Below are 14370 nucleotides of genomic sequence, written 5' to 3' on the forward strand. Positions count from 1 at the left end.
CAGCAATCCAATCCATCAGCGCCCGGCGAGCGTCATTCCTTCGATCGCAAGCGTCGGAGCGGCGACACCGTACTTGCGGTCGATGTCGTTTGCTGGTGTCACCCGCATGAACATGTCCTTGAGGTTCGAAGCGATCGTCACTTCGGAGACGGCAAAGGTCAGCTCGCCATTCTCGATCCAGAAGCCGGTCGCCCCGCGGCTATATTCGCCGGTGATCATGTTGACGCCCTGACCGATCAGCTCGGTCACATAGAAGCCATTGCCAACGCTGCGGATCAGATCTTCCGGCGAGATGTCGCCCGGCTCGAGCGCAAGATTCGTCGCCGATGGCGTCACCGAATTTCCGCCACGCACGCCGCGCCCGTTGGTCTCCATGCCGATCTCGCGGCCGGTCGAGGTCGAGAGAAACCAGTGCTTGAGGATGCCGTCCTCGATCATCAAGAGCCGCTCGCCGGAGATGCCCTCGCCATCGAAGGGTCGGGACGACGGGCCGCGGACGATCAGCGGATCATCGGAAATCGTGAGCCCCGACTTCAAGACCTGCTGGCCCATCTTGTCGCGCAGAAAGCTGGTCTTGCGCGCAACGGAAGCGCCATTGATCGCCCCGGCGATGTGCCCGACGAAGCCGCGGGCGACGCGGGGATCAAAAACGACGGTGATGTCCTTGCCCGTATCAACCTGCCGCGGGTTGACGCGCTTGACGGTTCGCTCGCCTGCCCTGCGGCCGATTTCGGAGGCATCGTCCAGCTCGCCGAAATAGATTCGGCTGTCGAAATCGTAGTCACGCTCCATGCCCGTGCCTTCGCCAGCAATGACGCTGACGGAGCGGCCGAAGCGCGAGCCCATGTAGCTGCCCTCGAAACCGTGGGAGGTGACGAGCACGAGACCGCCCATCCCGGCCGAAGCACCGGCACCCGACGAATTGGTGACCCCCTTGACGGCAAGCGCCGCGGCCTCCGCCTCGAGCGCAGCCTCGCGAAGTTGGTCGGAAGACACCTCGGTTGTGTCGAGAAGCTCGAGGTCCGGATAGGATTTCGCCAGCTTGTCTTCATCAGCCAGGCAGGCGAAGGGATCTTCCGGTGACACCTTGGCCATCGCCACCGCACGTTCGGCGAGAGCAGTCAGATCGAAGCCCGGATTTGCGGAGACGCTGGCAACGCGCTTGCCGATGAAGACGCGCAACGCGAAGTCGTCGCTTTCCGACGACTCTGTGCCCTCGACCTTGCCGAGGCGCACGCTGACCGATTGCGAACGAGAGCGCACGACCACCGCATCAGCAGCGTCGGCCCCAGCTTTTTTTGCCAGGTCGATCAATTGGCTTGCGCGGGAAAGAAGCGTCGAGGAGTCGATTTCTGAGGACATGATTTGGCCTTTCCTTCGCGTTCCATTTATTGTGCACTACCAAAAGCATCAAGGCCGCGCGCATCGATTCTTTTGCCCGTCGCCTGCATGCCTCCCCGCATTTGAAAGAGACTCGCCTGATGTCAGAGCCCAATACTCTTTTCACCGAGACGATCCTGCTGCTAGGTGGCGCCGTTGTTTCAGCGCCGATCTTCAAGCGACTCGGATTGGGAACGGTGCTCGGCTACCTGGCCGCTGGCGTGGTGATCGGTCCGATCTTTCATGGATTGACGGACGGCGAAGAGATCCTGAACGTGGCCGAGCTCGGCGTCGTCTTCCTCCTGTTCATCATCGGGCTCGAGCTGAAGCCCTCGCGCCTCTGGCAGATGCGGCGCGATATTTTCGGGCTCGGGACCGCGCAGGTTGTGGCGACCGGTCTGGTGCTGACGCTCCTGACCTATCTTTCCGGAGTGCTGGATTGGCGCGGCAGCATCGTTGCGGGTTTCGGGCTTGCCCTCTCCTCCACTGCATTTGCGATGCAGATACTCGAGGACGAAGGCGACGTGAATACTCGTTACGGGCAGCGTTCCTTCTCGATGCTGCTGTTCCAGGATCTCGCGATCGTGCCGCTGCTTGCCCTGATCAGCATTCTCGATGGCGGCAAGGGCAGCGGCACGCCGCTGCTCGACTTCGCAGTCGCCATTGGGGCGGTCGCCGCGATGATCGTCATGGGACGCTACCTGCTCACGCCGCTCTTCCAGATCATCGCCCGCACCGGGGCCCGCGAGGCGATGATCGCCGCCGCCCTCTTCGTGGTGATGGGGTCGGCGAGCCTGATGCAGCTTGCCGGACTGTCGATGGCGATGGGCGCCTTCCTTTCCGGCGTGATGCTGGCGGAATCCTCCTATCGGCACGAACTGGAAGCCGATATCGAGCCCTTCCGCGGCGTCTTGCTCGCTATCTTCTTCATCGCCGTCGGCCTTTCGATCGAGCTCGACGTGCTCAGGGACAACGCCCTGTTCATCATCGTTGCCGTGCCCGTCATCATGGCCGCGAAGGCGCTCGTCATCTATGTTCTCTGCCGCGCAACCGGCTCGCCGCATGACGACGCCATCAGGATCGCCTTCCTGCTGCCGCAGGGCGGCGAGTTCGGTTTCGTGCTGTTTACCGCCGCCGGCATTGCCGGCCTGATGCCGACAAGCACCGCCTCGCTGCTGATCGCGATCGTCACCCTGTCGATGGCGCTCACCCCGATCGGAACGATGCTGGCCAAGCGTCTCCTCTCCGGCAAAGAGGAGGAACAGCTCGACGAAGATTTCGAAGGCGCCGGTGCCGATGTGCTGATGGTCGGCTTTTCGCGTTTCGGGCAGATCGCCGCCCAGATCCTGCTTGCGGGCGGACGCGACGTGACTGTCATCGATTTCTCGGCCGATCGCATCCGGCAGGCCTCATCCTTTGGCTTCCGGATCTACTTCGGCGACGGCACCCGCAAGGATGTGCTTCGCGCGTCCGGCATCGACCGTGCCAAGATCGTCGTCGTCTGTACGCAGAAACGCGAAGTTACCGACAAGATCGTCGAGCTGGTACAGGCGGACTATCCGCATGCCAAGCTCTTCGTGCGCTCCTACGACCGCATTCACTCGATCGCGCTGCGCAATCTCAATGTCGATTATGAACTGCGCGAAACGCTGGAATCCGGTCTGCTGTTCGGCAGGCGCACGCTCGAGGCATTGGGTATCGGCGAGGCGGAGGCCTATGAAATCGGGGAGGATATCCGCAAGCGCGACGAAGCCCGCCTGGTGCTCCAGGTCACGGAAGGCCTGCAGGCCGGCCGCGACATGCTGTTCTCCCAGCCGGTCAAACCGGAGCCGCTCATGAAGCCAAAGCGCGCCGCAAGCTTCGACGAGGACCCGCTGGCAGGCACGGCAGAGGTGACGGCCGACGCTTAGGCCTTTCAGGGTTGAATTGAAACTCTCTTATGGCTCCAACGATGAAAGAAGCCGGATAGGCAAGCAAGGATCATCGTCAGAGAGTGCAGCGGGGCCCATAGTTACAGCATGCCTCACCAATGCCACTCCCATTTATTTCCCGAGCTAAATCGCCGGAGGCGGCCCCTCATAGATGCCAGCGGAACGAATTCCCGAAGCCTGGTCGCCGCCAAGCTGAGAAGGGCTTTGCCCACCCTTGACCGGCTACCGCTATCTTCGGCCTCCGTCGCCTACTCAGTAGGTCCTACTGAAACGCCACTCTCGTTTGTTTCGCGAGGCTGAGAACTTGACCGCCCGAAGGCTCCTCATTGATGCCGCCGATCAGGCGGCATATCCCCTACGGGATTCCGTCAGTTCGCCTGGCGGCTGGCGATATTTCATCGACCTCGGATCTTAAAAGTCGCATGAGCCGCCGCCTCTGGGCTGGAAGCCCTCTGCGCAGGCGGGGTTCAATGGTTCGTTCAGCGAGCGGGCCCCCGGGCCACCGGTAGTGCATGATGAACTGATTACGGCGAGCAAGAGAAAAGCGAAAGCTGCTATTGGCTTGTACAAGTGGATCATGAGAACTCTCCAAAATTGGGGATCCTACAAAGCCTGACCGCCGAAACCTTCGATCCCAAATAAATCGGTGCTAGTTCCGGGCTCGGACCGCCATGACATGGTGAACCTGTACTCGCCTGTTGGAAAGAGGATAGGCGAGGATCCGTGTTTTTGCATATGTACGACGAACTGCCTGAGCGAATGTGGACTTGCCTGTTGCCTTGAGCTCGTCGCTCCTGTGAGCCGTAGCCCGGGCACGCGAGGATGCATCCGGCGATCAACCCGGGCAGAGCCTCGAACCTAAGCACTTAGCTACCCGTTGCGATTGCCGTAGATTTGAGGGAGTATCCGGTCTCGGCCCCTGAGGCCCGCGCAGTCTCCGATGAGAGGACAATGCCATGCCTCTACGCTATCTTTTGGCCGCTGTGGCCATCACGCTCTTTACCCTTTCCGGATGCGCAACCACCGGTTCGGGCGCAGGGAACACCACCTACGCAACCCCTGCCGGGATCGGCCCGGTTCGTGGCGCCGGCATCAACGGCTATTAGTCCTAGGCAAAGCCTCTAAGGGGCGATCCGCGCTTCGATCTCCCGATCGAGCGCATATTTCAGTTCGTCCTTGATGCCGACCGACATTGACAGGACTTCGCGCGCCTTGAGGAAGTCCATCACGCCGATGCGCCCGACGGCGGGGCGCAAGAAGATGTGCGGTGCCTGCAGGCGCAGTTTCAAAGAAATGGCTGTCTGCATCATCAGCTGACCGGAGCCGAAGATGCTCTCCATGCGGTTCGGAATGTGGGTGCCATCGCCCTCCGGGGCACCGACGACGTCGATGCCGATGACGATGTCGGCGCGATCCATCAGGCATTCATAGGGGACGGGGTTGCTGATCCCCCCGTCGATCATCACCCGTCCGTGCAGCCTCACCGGCATGAAGACCGCGGGGATTGCCGAGGAAGCCGCCAGCGCCGGAAACAGCGCGCCGTGGCTCGTCAATACCTCGCACTGACCGTAATAATCGGTTGCCGTCACCGTCATCGGCACCGGCAGATCCTCGAAACGTTCCGGCAGGTCGGCGGGGAGGAAGGCTTTCAGGATACGCTCGAGATTGAACTGGCCGATGCGCACGCCATTGGCGACCGCATCGCGCACCGTCTGCGGGCGCAGGCCCCATAGGCGACTGACGACAGCGGCCTTGTTGCCGACCGTCATCATGACATGTTCGCGGATGGCTTCGCCGGTCATGCCAGCCGCCATGCCAGCGCCCATGATCGAGCCGATCGAGGAGCCGGCAATCGCCACGGGGCGAATGCCGAGCTCATCCAGGGTTTCAATGACGTGGATGTGAGACAGGCCGCGCGCGCCACCACCGCCGAAGGCAACCGCAACTGTGGGTGTCGAACGGCTGGAGGGGTCGGTCGGGGCAGGCAACTCGGTTTCGATCTTCTCTACCTGCTGCACCGCTGCCCCCGATTTCCGCCGCCCTATTCGGGCTGATAGCGGAAGAAATGAACCTTGGTATCGCCGAATATCCGGCTTTCGAGGAAAAGATAGGAAGGGTCGACCGAAACGGCAACGTCCGCGCGCTCCTCGAGAACCGCAATTGCGCCCGGTTGCAGCCAGCCGCCCTTGGCAGCGGCGGCCATCGCCCTTTCGCCTAGCCCCTTGCCGTAGGGCGGATCGGCGAACAGCACCTGGAACGGCTCGAGGTTGCCGACGCTGCCGAGATCGGTCGCATCGCGCCGCAGGATGCGCGTCCTGCCATGCAGGCCGAGTGCATCGATGTTTTCCCAGAGCAGGCCCCTGCCCTCGACGCTGTTTTCCACGAACAGCGCATGCCGACAGCCGCGGGAAACGGCTTCGAGGCCAACGGCGCCGGTACCGGCAAAAAGATCCAGGATCCGGGTGCCATCGACGCATTCCGGATAGGCATGGCTCAGAATATTGAACAGGCTCTCACGCGTCCGGTCGGCAGTCGGCCGGATGTCGTTGGATTTAGGTACGGCGAGCGACCGTCCGCGAAACTCACCGCCGACGATCCGCACCGCGTCCTATTCCCTTGCCCTTAGGTCCACCACGCGACGGCCCGCCCGCAGGCTTGCCACCGCCACCCGGTCGATCGCCCGAAGGCTTGCCGGAAAAAGACTTGCCACCGGGTTTCGCCCCGCCGGGCTTGCCACCGAAGCTCTTACCGCGCGGCTTGTCGCCGAAGGGACGCGCCCCACTGGGCTTATCACCGAAGGAGCGGTCGCCGGCCGGACGCTCGGAACGAGCCTCGCCGGAGAAACGCTTGGCGCGGGGACGCTCGTCGCCCTCTTCGCGCGGACGGCGCGGCTTGTCGCCGAACGGCCGGTCGCCACGCGGCGGCCGATCACCGAAGGAACGGGGACGCTCATCACCGTCCTCGCGCGGCCTGCGGTCGCCACGCGGCTTGCCGCCGAATGGACGGTCACCGGCTGGCCGGTCACCGCGCGCCGGGCGGTCGCCGAAGGAACGTGGACGGTCGCCGTCCTCGCGCGGCTTGCGCTCGCCACGAGGCTTGTCGCCGAACGGCCGATCGCCGCGCGGTGGGCGGTCACCATAAGGTCTGTCGCCCGCCGGGCGGTCGCCGCCGGAACGGTCGCCACGATCGCCGAAGGACCTATCGCCACGGGACGGGCGATCACCGAAACCACGGTCGCCGCGCGGGCCGCGATCACCGCGATCACCGCGATCACCGGAACGCTTGCGGTCACCGTCGTCGCGGCTCACCTCGCTGGAGCGGATCCATTCGCCCTCTTCATCGGTGGCTCGGTTGATCTGCACGCGGTGGCGGTCATCACCGAAGCTTGCGGCCTGCGGCCTGTCGCGGTCGGGCTTTTCGCCACGGCGCTGCGCCGTCTTCGCGTTCTTCTCGGCCCTCGCAGCTGCCTTCTCGCCGAGCGGGCGAGCGCCGGGAGCCATCCAGACATTGGCATTGCGGCGACTGCCGAGCGCGGGGCGCTTCGGACGATCATCGTCATTGCGACCACCCTCGCGACGGTCATCACGACGATCGTCGCGCTTGGTGTCGAGGCGGCTCAGCGCACGCTCGCGCTTGTCTTCCGGCTTGCGGGGGCGCTCACGGCGCTCCGGCTTTGCTTCCACCTCTTCTTCGGCGGCAACGGCGGGCGAATTGTAGATCGGCGCGTCGAAGTTGGCCTTCGCGTCCTCGATCAAACGCGGACCGAGCTGGTCGCGCAAGGTGCGACCGCGCACTTCGACCACCTCCCGCTCCGGCAGATCGCCGAGCTGGAAGGGACCATACGAGATGCGGATCAGACGATTGACGTCGAGACCGAGCGCACCCAGCACATTCTTGATTTCGCGGTTCTTGCCTTCACGCAGGCCCATGGTCAGCCAGACGTTCGAGCCCTGCGTGCGGTCCAGCGTGGCTTCGATCGAACCGTAGAGGACTCCGTCGACGGCAATGCCGTCCTTGAGCTTGTCGAGCGCGTCCTGATCGATCTCGCCGTGGGCGCGCACACGGTAACGGCGCAGCCAGCCGGTCGTCGGCAGTTCCAGCGCGCGAGCCAGGCCGCCATCGTTGGTCAAAAGCAGCAAGCCTTCGGTGTTGATATCGAGGCGGCCGATCGACATGACGCGCGGCAGGTCGTCCGGCAGATTGTCGAATACCGTGGGGCGTCCTTCCGGATCCACGTTGGTCGTCACGAGGCCGGCCGGCTTGTGGTACAGCCAGAGCCTGGTGCGCTCGATGCCGCGGATCGGAACGCCGTCCACTTCGATCTTGTCGGCCAGCGTCACGTTGACAACAGGGGTGTCGAGGAGCTTGCCGTTCAGCTTGACGCGCCCGTCCATGATCATGCGCTCGATATCGCGGCGCGATGCAACGCCGGCGCGCGCCATCACCTTCGAGATGCGCTCAGCCTTGGCGTCGCCTTCGGCAACGTCGCTCGCCTCGGCCTTGACGGCCGTCTTTGCCGATTTTGGCCCGGCATCGCGCGGAGATGGCTTGCCGCCTGGCCGTTTTGGCTTGTCTTTGAATGTCATTTGTTGTTTGCCTGCCTTTTCGGGCCTTCCTATCAGGTCGCGCCCTTGCGGTTAAGTGGAAATTGTCGGATCGTGAAGACAAATCAATTTATGGACCTGGCGCTCGACCAGGCCCGCGCTGCCGGCGAACGCGGCGAGGTGCCGATCGGAGCGGTTCTGGTGATTGACGGAACCGTGATCGCGGCATCCGGCAACCGCACGCGCGAGGTCAACGACGTAACGGCGCATGCCGAGGTCGCCGTCATTCGCATGGCTTGCGAGGCGCTTGGTCAGGAACGGCTGACGGGCGCCGACCTCTATGTGACCCTGGAACCGTGCACGATGTGCGCAGCCGCGATTTCCTTCGCGCGCATTCGCAGGCTCTACTACGGCGCGGAAGACCACAAGGGCGGCGCCGTCGACAATGGCGTGCGCTTCTATGCGCAACCGACCTGTCATCACGCTCCGGAGGTCTATTCCGGTTTGCAGGAAACCACATCCGCCGACATCCTGCGGACATTCTTCCAGCAGAAACGGGATGTGCCATGACATTGCTCGCCGGCGAACTCGTTGTGATGGTCGCCGTCTATGCCTATACGAGGATCGCCCCGCATAGCGCATCGATCCCAATGCAACGTCACTTTCCGGACATGCGAACTGGTGGGCGCCGGGCGGCCTGCATGGCGTGCTGGTTGACAACCGGTCAAAAGCAAAGCGGGGCTGACAGCCCCGCTTGAAATCTTACTGGAGGAGGTTCCACCACTGCTTGCCGGTACCGGCAATCGCGGCTTCCTTCTTCTTCTTCTTCGCCTTCTTCAGTTCCGGCTCGCCGAGATCGTCCAGCTTTGTCGGATCGTCGACCTGTCGATATTCGGTCGGCGGATCCGAGATGAAGCGGCGATCGGAATAGGTGCCCTTCTGGAGGGCGCGAGCTTCGCGATAGGCCTTGCTCTGGGCTTCCGTCGTCTGCCGGCCACCTTCCACCTTGTCGCTTGCGAGCGGCGAGCGGTAGTTCGGGTTGTCGCTGTTTTCGTCAGCTTCCTTGACGAGGCGCGCGCGGGTTTCTTCCGGAGACTCGATCCACGCCGGATTTGCCGTGCTAGCAATGCTCTGTTGTGGCTCGACGAGGGTTTCCTTGGCGGCTGTGGACGGCAGGACGAGACCCGGGCGAGCGCTGTACTTGACGCCCTTGTTCTTCGGTCCGTCGCCGGTCAGCGAAACGGACTGACCAAGGTCGTCGGTCAACTGTTCCATCGCTGTCTTGTCCGTACCGTAGCGCGGGCTCCCCATGCAGCCGGTGATCATCGCGCCGCCTGCCATAGCAACAGTCAAGCAGACGCCCACACGGAACCAACGTGGTGATAACATGAAAACCCTTCCAGCCATGCCGGTGCAATCATCGCCCAACCGGACAATCGTCCCCCTGACGCAAAAATCCGGCCATTTTCAGGCAGCTTTTACCGGATGAACCGCGTTTAGGCAATTCACCCGGCAATATTCTTCAGTTTTGCACTGCTAGTTCGCGCAATGCAGCCGCATCGCGGGCCGAGACATCGGGATACTCGGGGTCAGAGCCGACATCCGTGGTGATGCGCCAGGAGCGAGCGCATTTCGTGCCCTCGGCCAGTTTCGGCTCAACGCTGACACCCGGCACTTCCGGCAGGCGGAAGGCATCGGCAGGCCCTTCCGTGCGGTCGATGACGATGCCGGAGGTGATGCAGATCTCCTCGAAGTCCTGACCTTCCAGCGCCTTCAAAAGCTCCGCGTCGGTGACGTGGACGACGGGAGCCGCTTCCAGCGAGGAGCCGATGCGCTTGTCCTTGCGCTCGATTTCGAGAGCGCCCGTGACAACCGTACGGACCGCGCGGATCTTCTTCCACTTCTCGGCCAGAGCGTCGTTCTTCCATTCCGCCGGAAGGGTCGGGAACTGCTCGAGGTGAACCGAAACGGCCGAAGGATTGCGTGACAGCCAGGCCTCTTCCGTCGTGAACGGCAGCATCGGCGCCAGCCACGTCACCATGCATTCGAAGATGTTGCGGATGACATGCAAAGCCGAGCGACGGCGCAGGCTCGACGGCGCATCGCAGTAGAGCGCATCCTTGCGGACGTCGAAGTAGAAGGCCGAGAGCTCGACGTTGGCGAAGTCGATGAGCGCGCGGGCGATCTTCTTGAACTCGAACGCGTCATAACCTTCGCGGACGAGCTGATCGAGTTCCGCCAGGCGGTGCAGCATCAGCCTTTCCAGCTCCGGCAGATCGCCAAGCGCGATGACCTCGCCCTTGTCGTGAGCCAGCGTACCTAGCATCCAACGCACGGTGTTGCGCAGCTTGCGATAGGCATCGACGTTCGTCTGGATGATAGTCTTGCCCAGGCGCTGGTCTTCCCAGTAGTCCGTCGTCATGACCCACAGGCGCAGAATGTCCGCGCCGGCGTCCTTCATGACGTCCTGCGGGGAGACCACGTTGCCCTTCGACTTCGACATCTTCTCGCCCTTCTCATCCATGGTGAAGCCATGGGTGATGACAGCGTTATAAGGCGCGCGGCCGCGGGTCGCAGCCGATTCCAGCAGTGAGGAATGGAACCAGCCGCGATGCTGGTCCGACCCTTCCAGATAGACATCGGCCGGCCACTTCAGGTCGGGACGATCTTCCAGCGTGAAGGTGTGGGTCGAGCCAGAGTCGAACCAGACGTCGAGGATATCCATGACCTGCGCCCACTTGGCCGGATCATGCTCGTTGCCGAGGAAACGCTCCTTGGCGCCTTCCGCGAACCAGGCGTCAGCGCCCTCGGCATCGAAGGCATCGAGGATGCGCTGGTTGACGGCATCGTCCTTCAGCACTTCACCGTGCTCGTCGACGAAGACGCAGATCGGCACGCCCCAGGCGCGTTGGCGCGACAGCACCCAATCCGGGCGCTGCTCGATCATGGCGCGCAGGCGGTTCTGGCCAGCACCCGGTACGAAACGAGTATCGTCGATCGCCTTCAGGGCGCGGGAGCGCAGCGTCGTGCCGTCGGCAAGGTCCTTGTCCATGTAGACGAACCATTGCGGCGTATTGCGGAAGATCACCGGCTTCTTCGAGCGCCAGGAGTGCGGGTAGGAATGCTTGAGGCGACCACGCGCGAAGAGCGTATGCCGGCCGATCAGCGCCTTGATGACACGCTCGTTGGCATCGCCTTTCTTGCCACTGTCGTCGATGACGCGAGCCGCACCACCTTCGGCATCCGGACCAAAGCCGGGCGCATCTGCAGTGAAGAAGCCCGCATCATCGACCGGGAACGGGATCGCGGACGAGATGCCGCGGGCTTCGAGCGCCCGGGCGTTATCCATCCAGGCGTCAAAGTCTTCGCGACCGTGGCTCGGCGCGGTATGGACAAAACCGGTGCCGGCATCGTCGGTCACATGATCGCCATCCAAGAGCGGCACCTCGAAATGGTAGCCGCCACCGAGGCCGTGCAGCGGATGCACACAGTTGATGCCCGCAAGATCGGCCGCGGAAATGTCGCGCAGGCGCTTGTACTGAAGCTTGGCCCTGGCGAAAGATTCTTCCGCCAGTTTGTCGGCGAAGATCAGCTTCTCGCCGGGCCGGGGACCGAAATCGTTCTCGGCAGCCGTGACTTCATAGAGGCCGTAGGAGACGCGCGAGGAATACGCGATCGCGCGGTTACCGGGGATCGTCCAGGGTGTCGTCGTCCAGATAACGACTGCGGCGCCGGAAAGCTCGTCCGCACCCTTGGCGACCGGGAACTTCACCCAGATCATGTCGCTGTCGACGTCGGCATACTCGACTTCGGCTTCGGCAAGCGCCGTGCGCTCGACGACCGACCACATGACCGGCTTGGAGCCACGATAGAGCTGGCCCGACTTGGCGATCTTCAAGAGTTCGCCGGCGATACGGCTCTCCGCATGGAAGTTCATCGTCAGGTAGGGGTTTTCGAAATCGCCGATGATGCCGAGGCGCTGGAACTCGCTGCCCTGGATGCCGATCCACTTTTCGGCATAGGCGCGGCACTCGCGGCGGAACTCGATCATTGCCGCCGGCTCGGAAAGGTCGGGCTTGCTCTTGCCCTTGGAACGATAGTTCTCCTCCTCGATCTTCCACTCGATCGGAAGGCCGTGGCAATCCCAGCCGGGAACGTAGTTGGAGTCGAAGCCGCGCATCTGGAACGAGCGGGTGATGACATCCTTGAGGATCTTGTTCAACGCGTGGCCGATATGGATGTTGCCGTTGGCATAGGGAGGGCCGTCGTGAAGCACGAATTTTTCGCGGCCGGCGGCGGAAGCGCGCAGCTGCTTGTAGAGACCCATCTGCTGCCAGCGGGCAACGGTTTCCGGCTCCTTCTGCGGCAGACCGGCGCGCATCGGGAAGTCGGTTTCCGGCAGGTAGAGGGTCTTCGAGTAGTCGATCTTTTCGGCTGTATCGGTCATGTCTAGCAATCGTCTCTAGGCGCCACGGAAGCGGGCGCAACGGGCTTGAAAAATGGTGACGGAGGCGCTCGTCGTCCAAGCGCCAAATACCCGGACCTTCCGGCCGCTCAGCGCGCGCGGAAGGCCGGGCCGATAATTCGTATCGTGATCGCCAGCCGGAACTTGTTCATCGCGCCGGTTCATAGGCGCTTTTACAGGGAAAAGGAAGAGGGATTTCATGGCCGCGCGGCACAGAAAAGCCGCGGACACCTCGGTCCGCGGCTTCCGTTTTGAAGCAATGGTCAGGCGCGTGCCGTCACCTTTGCCGGGGTCAGCACATTCACCACGACCGCGACGATGATGTTCAACGCCAATGCCAACAGACCGATGTAGACCGTGAAAGCGGTCTCTCCCATGGCGATCGGCTGTAGCGGTTTCCAGCCGGCATTCCAAACCAGATAGGTGCCGCCGAAGAAGCCGACGAACCAGCCGGCGAGCAGCCCCGGTGCCCGGAACCAATTGGTATAAAGGCCGAAGATCAGCGCCGGAAGCGTCTGAAGGATCCAGATGCCGCCGAGAAGCTGGAGGTCAAGCGCGAACTGGGTTGGCAGGAAGAGGATCACCAGCAGCGCACCGACCTTGACCACGAGTGAGGTCACCTTCGCCACCTTGGCCTCGCCGGCATGTGTCACCTGAGGATTGACATAGGCCTTCCAGAAATTGCGGGTAAAGAGGTTGGAAGCGCCGATGCTCATCACTGCCGCCGGCACCAGCGCGCCAATGGCAATCGCCGCGAAGGCGAAGCCCGCAAACCAGCTCGGGAACAACGTCTGGAAAAGCGCCGGCACGACATCGTTGGCACTTTCGAGCTTCAAGCCAGCCGCATGTCCCATGTAGCCGAGCAGCGCCAGAAGGCCGAGCAGCAGCGTATAGGCCGGCAGCAGCACCGCATTCTTGCGGATCGTGTTGCCGCTCTTCGAGGCAAAGATGCCAGTCAGCGTGTGCGGATACATGAAGGCTGCAAGCGCCGATCCGAGCGCCAGCGTCGCGTAGGCGACATACTGGTTTGGCAGAAGAAGTAGGCTGCCGGAACCCTTGGCCTGGAACGCCGCATCGGCGGCGGCAAAGACGTTGGCATAGCCGCCAAGCTTCGATGGGATCAGCGCCACGGCGGCGATGACCACGATGTAGATCATGATGTCCTTGACGAAGGCAATCAGCGCCGGTGCCCGAAGGCCCGCCGAATAGGTGTAGAGCGCGAGTACGATGAAGGCGATCGCAAGCGGCACCTCTCCGTGGAGACCGAGCGCCTTCAGGGCTGCCGTCATACCGACGAGCTGTAGGGCAATGTAGGGCATCGTGGCGATCACGCCGGTGGCGGCGACCGCAAGCTCCAGCCCCCGCGATCCGTACTGGCCGTGAACCACGTCGGCGGCCGTCACGTAGCCAAAATCACTCGCCCGCTTCCAAAGCACGGGCATGACCATGAAGACGAACGGATAGACGACGATCGTGTAGGGCAGCGCGAAGAAGCCGTAGGCGCCGACAGTATAAACCAAAGCCGGAACGGCGATGACGGTGTAGGCGGTATAGAAGTCACCGCCAACCAGGAACCAGGTGACCCAGGTACCGAAGCTGCGGCCGCCAAGACCCCACTCGTCGAGATGGTCAAGTGTTTTCGGCTTGCGCCAGCGGGAGGCGACGAAGCCCATGACCGTGACTAGCACGAAGAAGAAGATGAAAACGGCAAGCGCGGTGGCGTTGAGATCAGTCGTCATCGCGCATGCTCCGGTAGGCGATCCAGGTTAGAAAGGCGGTAACCGGCACCCAGGCCAGCTGATACCAATAGAAGAAGGGGAAGCCGAAGAGGACAGGGTCGTGAAAGTTGTAGAAGGGAACCCATAGGAGCCCGATATAGGGAATGATGAGCAGCCAGCAGACCGCCGTTCCAAACCTCTTATCCATTTGAAGAATGCCTTTCGATGCTGGGGGGCGCAGCGAATCCGCGTCTTATCAAATAGATGACATATCCCTGCGAGCGCACACGACAAGCATCGCCGCCCCGTAAGAGCCACAATTTTCGAAGGTC

General features: G+C 62.6%; 11 protein-coding genes. 3 read left to right on the forward strand and 8 right to left on the reverse strand.

Annotated features, from left to right (window positions below):
- Positions 1–15 precede the first annotated feature (15 nt).
- Positions 16–1362: a TldD/PmbA family protein gene (locus tag FHT76_RS11780; RefSeq protein ID WP_183860021.1), complete on the reverse strand. Its 1347-nt coding sequence runs from the start codon at positions 1360–1362 to the stop codon at positions 16–18.
- Positions 1363–1481: 119 nt separating this feature from the next.
- On the opposite strand from FHT76_RS11780, the gene FHT76_RS11785 reads away from it, so the two are divergent.
- Together FHT76_RS11785 and FHT76_RS11790 are read left to right on the forward strand one after the other, a co-directional pair.
- Positions 1482–3290, forward strand: a complete 1809-nt coding sequence (locus FHT76_RS11785) for a monovalent cation:proton antiporter-2 (CPA2) family protein (RefSeq protein WP_259126611.1) — start codon at positions 1482–1484, stop codon at positions 3288–3290.
- A 977-nt stretch (positions 3291–4267) separates the two neighbouring features.
- Positions 4268–4417, forward strand: a complete 150-nt coding sequence (locus tag FHT76_RS11790) for a hypothetical protein (protein ID WP_183752417.1) — start codon at positions 4268–4270, stop codon at positions 4415–4417.
- A gap of 15 nt (positions 4418–4432) precedes the next feature.
- Here FHT76_RS11790 and FHT76_RS11795 read toward each other — a convergent pair whose 3' ends face one another.
- The 3 genes from FHT76_RS11795 to FHT76_RS11805 are packed head-to-tail and all read right to left on the reverse strand — an operon-like array spanning position 4433 to position 7897.
- Positions 4433–5329: a patatin-like phospholipase family protein gene (locus tag FHT76_RS11795; RefSeq protein WP_259185602.1), complete on the reverse strand. Its 897-nt coding sequence runs from the start codon at positions 5327–5329 to the stop codon at positions 4433–4435.
- A 23-nt stretch (positions 5330–5352) separates the two neighbouring features.
- Positions 5353–5913, reverse strand: coding sequence for a 16S rRNA (guanine(966)-N(2))-methyltransferase RsmD (rsmD, locus tag FHT76_RS11800; protein WP_183860027.1), 561 nt, complete (start codon positions 5911–5913; stop codon positions 5353–5355).
- Positions 5894–7897 (reverse strand): pseudouridine synthase, encoded by a 2004-nt coding sequence (locus tag FHT76_RS11805; protein WP_259126608.1) that lies wholly within the window; start codon positions 7895–7897, stop codon positions 5894–5896. Before FHT76_RS11805 ends, rsmD begins: the two co-directional genes overlap by 20 nt.
- A gap of 90 nt (positions 7898–7987) precedes the next feature.
- On the opposite strand from FHT76_RS11805, the gene FHT76_RS11810 reads away from it, so the two are divergent.
- The gene (locus tag FHT76_RS11810) at positions 7988–8425 is read left to right on the forward strand and encodes a nucleoside deaminase (protein ID WP_259126822.1); all 438 of its coding nucleotides are present in this window, start codon (positions 7988–7990) and stop codon (positions 8423–8425) included.
- Positions 8426–8617: 192 nt separating this feature from the next.
- Here FHT76_RS11810 and FHT76_RS11815 read toward each other — a convergent pair whose 3' ends face one another.
- The 4 genes from FHT76_RS11815 to FHT76_RS11830 all read right to left on the reverse strand — a co-directional run bounded on the left by FHT76_RS11815 (position 8618) and on the right by FHT76_RS11830 (position 14246).
- Positions 8618–9244 (reverse strand): hypothetical protein, encoded by a 627-nt coding sequence (locus tag FHT76_RS11815; RefSeq protein ID WP_114711652.1) that lies wholly within the window; start codon positions 9242–9244, stop codon positions 8618–8620.
- 133 nt (positions 9245–9377) lie between these two features.
- Positions 9378–12302: an isoleucine--tRNA ligase gene (gene ileS / locus FHT76_RS11820; RefSeq protein WP_259126606.1), complete on the reverse strand. Its 2925-nt coding sequence runs from the start codon at positions 12300–12302 to the stop codon at positions 9378–9380.
- A gap of 281 nt (positions 12303–12583) precedes the next feature.
- Complete coding sequence (gene mctP / locus FHT76_RS11825; RefSeq protein ID WP_259126605.1) at positions 12584–14059, reverse strand: monocarboxylate uptake permease MctP; 1476 nt, start codon at positions 14057–14059, stop codon at positions 12584–12586.
- Positions 14049–14246, reverse strand: a complete 198-nt coding sequence (locus FHT76_RS11830; RefSeq protein WP_114711644.1) for a DUF3311 domain-containing protein — start codon at positions 14244–14246, stop codon at positions 14049–14051. The genes mctP and FHT76_RS11830 overlap by 11 nt, the downstream gene beginning before the upstream one ends.
- Positions 14247–14370 lie beyond the last annotated feature (124 nt).

It is taken from the genome of Rhizobium sp. BK176, from assembly GCF_024808055.1.

Coding starts and splice junctions, on each gene's coding strand:
- FHT76_RS11780 (WP_183860021.1), bottom strand. CDS start 1,362: ATGTCCTCAGAAATCGACTCCTCGACGCTTCTTTCCCGCGCAAGCCAA.
- FHT76_RS11785 (WP_259126611.1), top strand. CDS start 1,482: ATGTCAGAGCCCAATACTCTTTTCACCGAGACGATCCTGCTGCTAGGT.
- FHT76_RS11790 (WP_183752417.1), top strand. CDS start 4,268: ATGCCTCTACGCTATCTTTTGGCCGCTGTGGCCATCACGCTCTTTACC.
- FHT76_RS11805 (WP_259126608.1), bottom strand. CDS start 7,897: ATGACATTCAAAGACAAGCCAAAACGGCCAGGCGGCAAGCCATCTCCG.
- FHT76_RS11810 (WP_259126822.1), top strand. CDS start 7,988: ATGGACCTGGCGCTCGACCAGGCCCGCGCTGCCGGCGAACGCGGCGAG.
- FHT76_RS11815 (WP_114711652.1), bottom strand. CDS start 9,244: ATGTTATCACCACGTTGGTTCCGTGTGGGCGTCTGCTTGACTGTTGCT.
- ileS (WP_259126606.1), bottom strand. CDS start 12,302: ATGACCGATACAGCCGAAAAGATCGACTACTCGAAGACCCTCTACCTG.
- mctP (WP_259126605.1), bottom strand. CDS start 14,059: ATGACGACTGATCTCAACGCCACCGCGCTTGCCGTTTTCATCTTCTTC.
- FHT76_RS11830 (WP_114711644.1), bottom strand. CDS start 14,246: ATGGATAAGAGGTTTGGAACGGCGGTCTGCTGGCTGCTCATCATTCCC.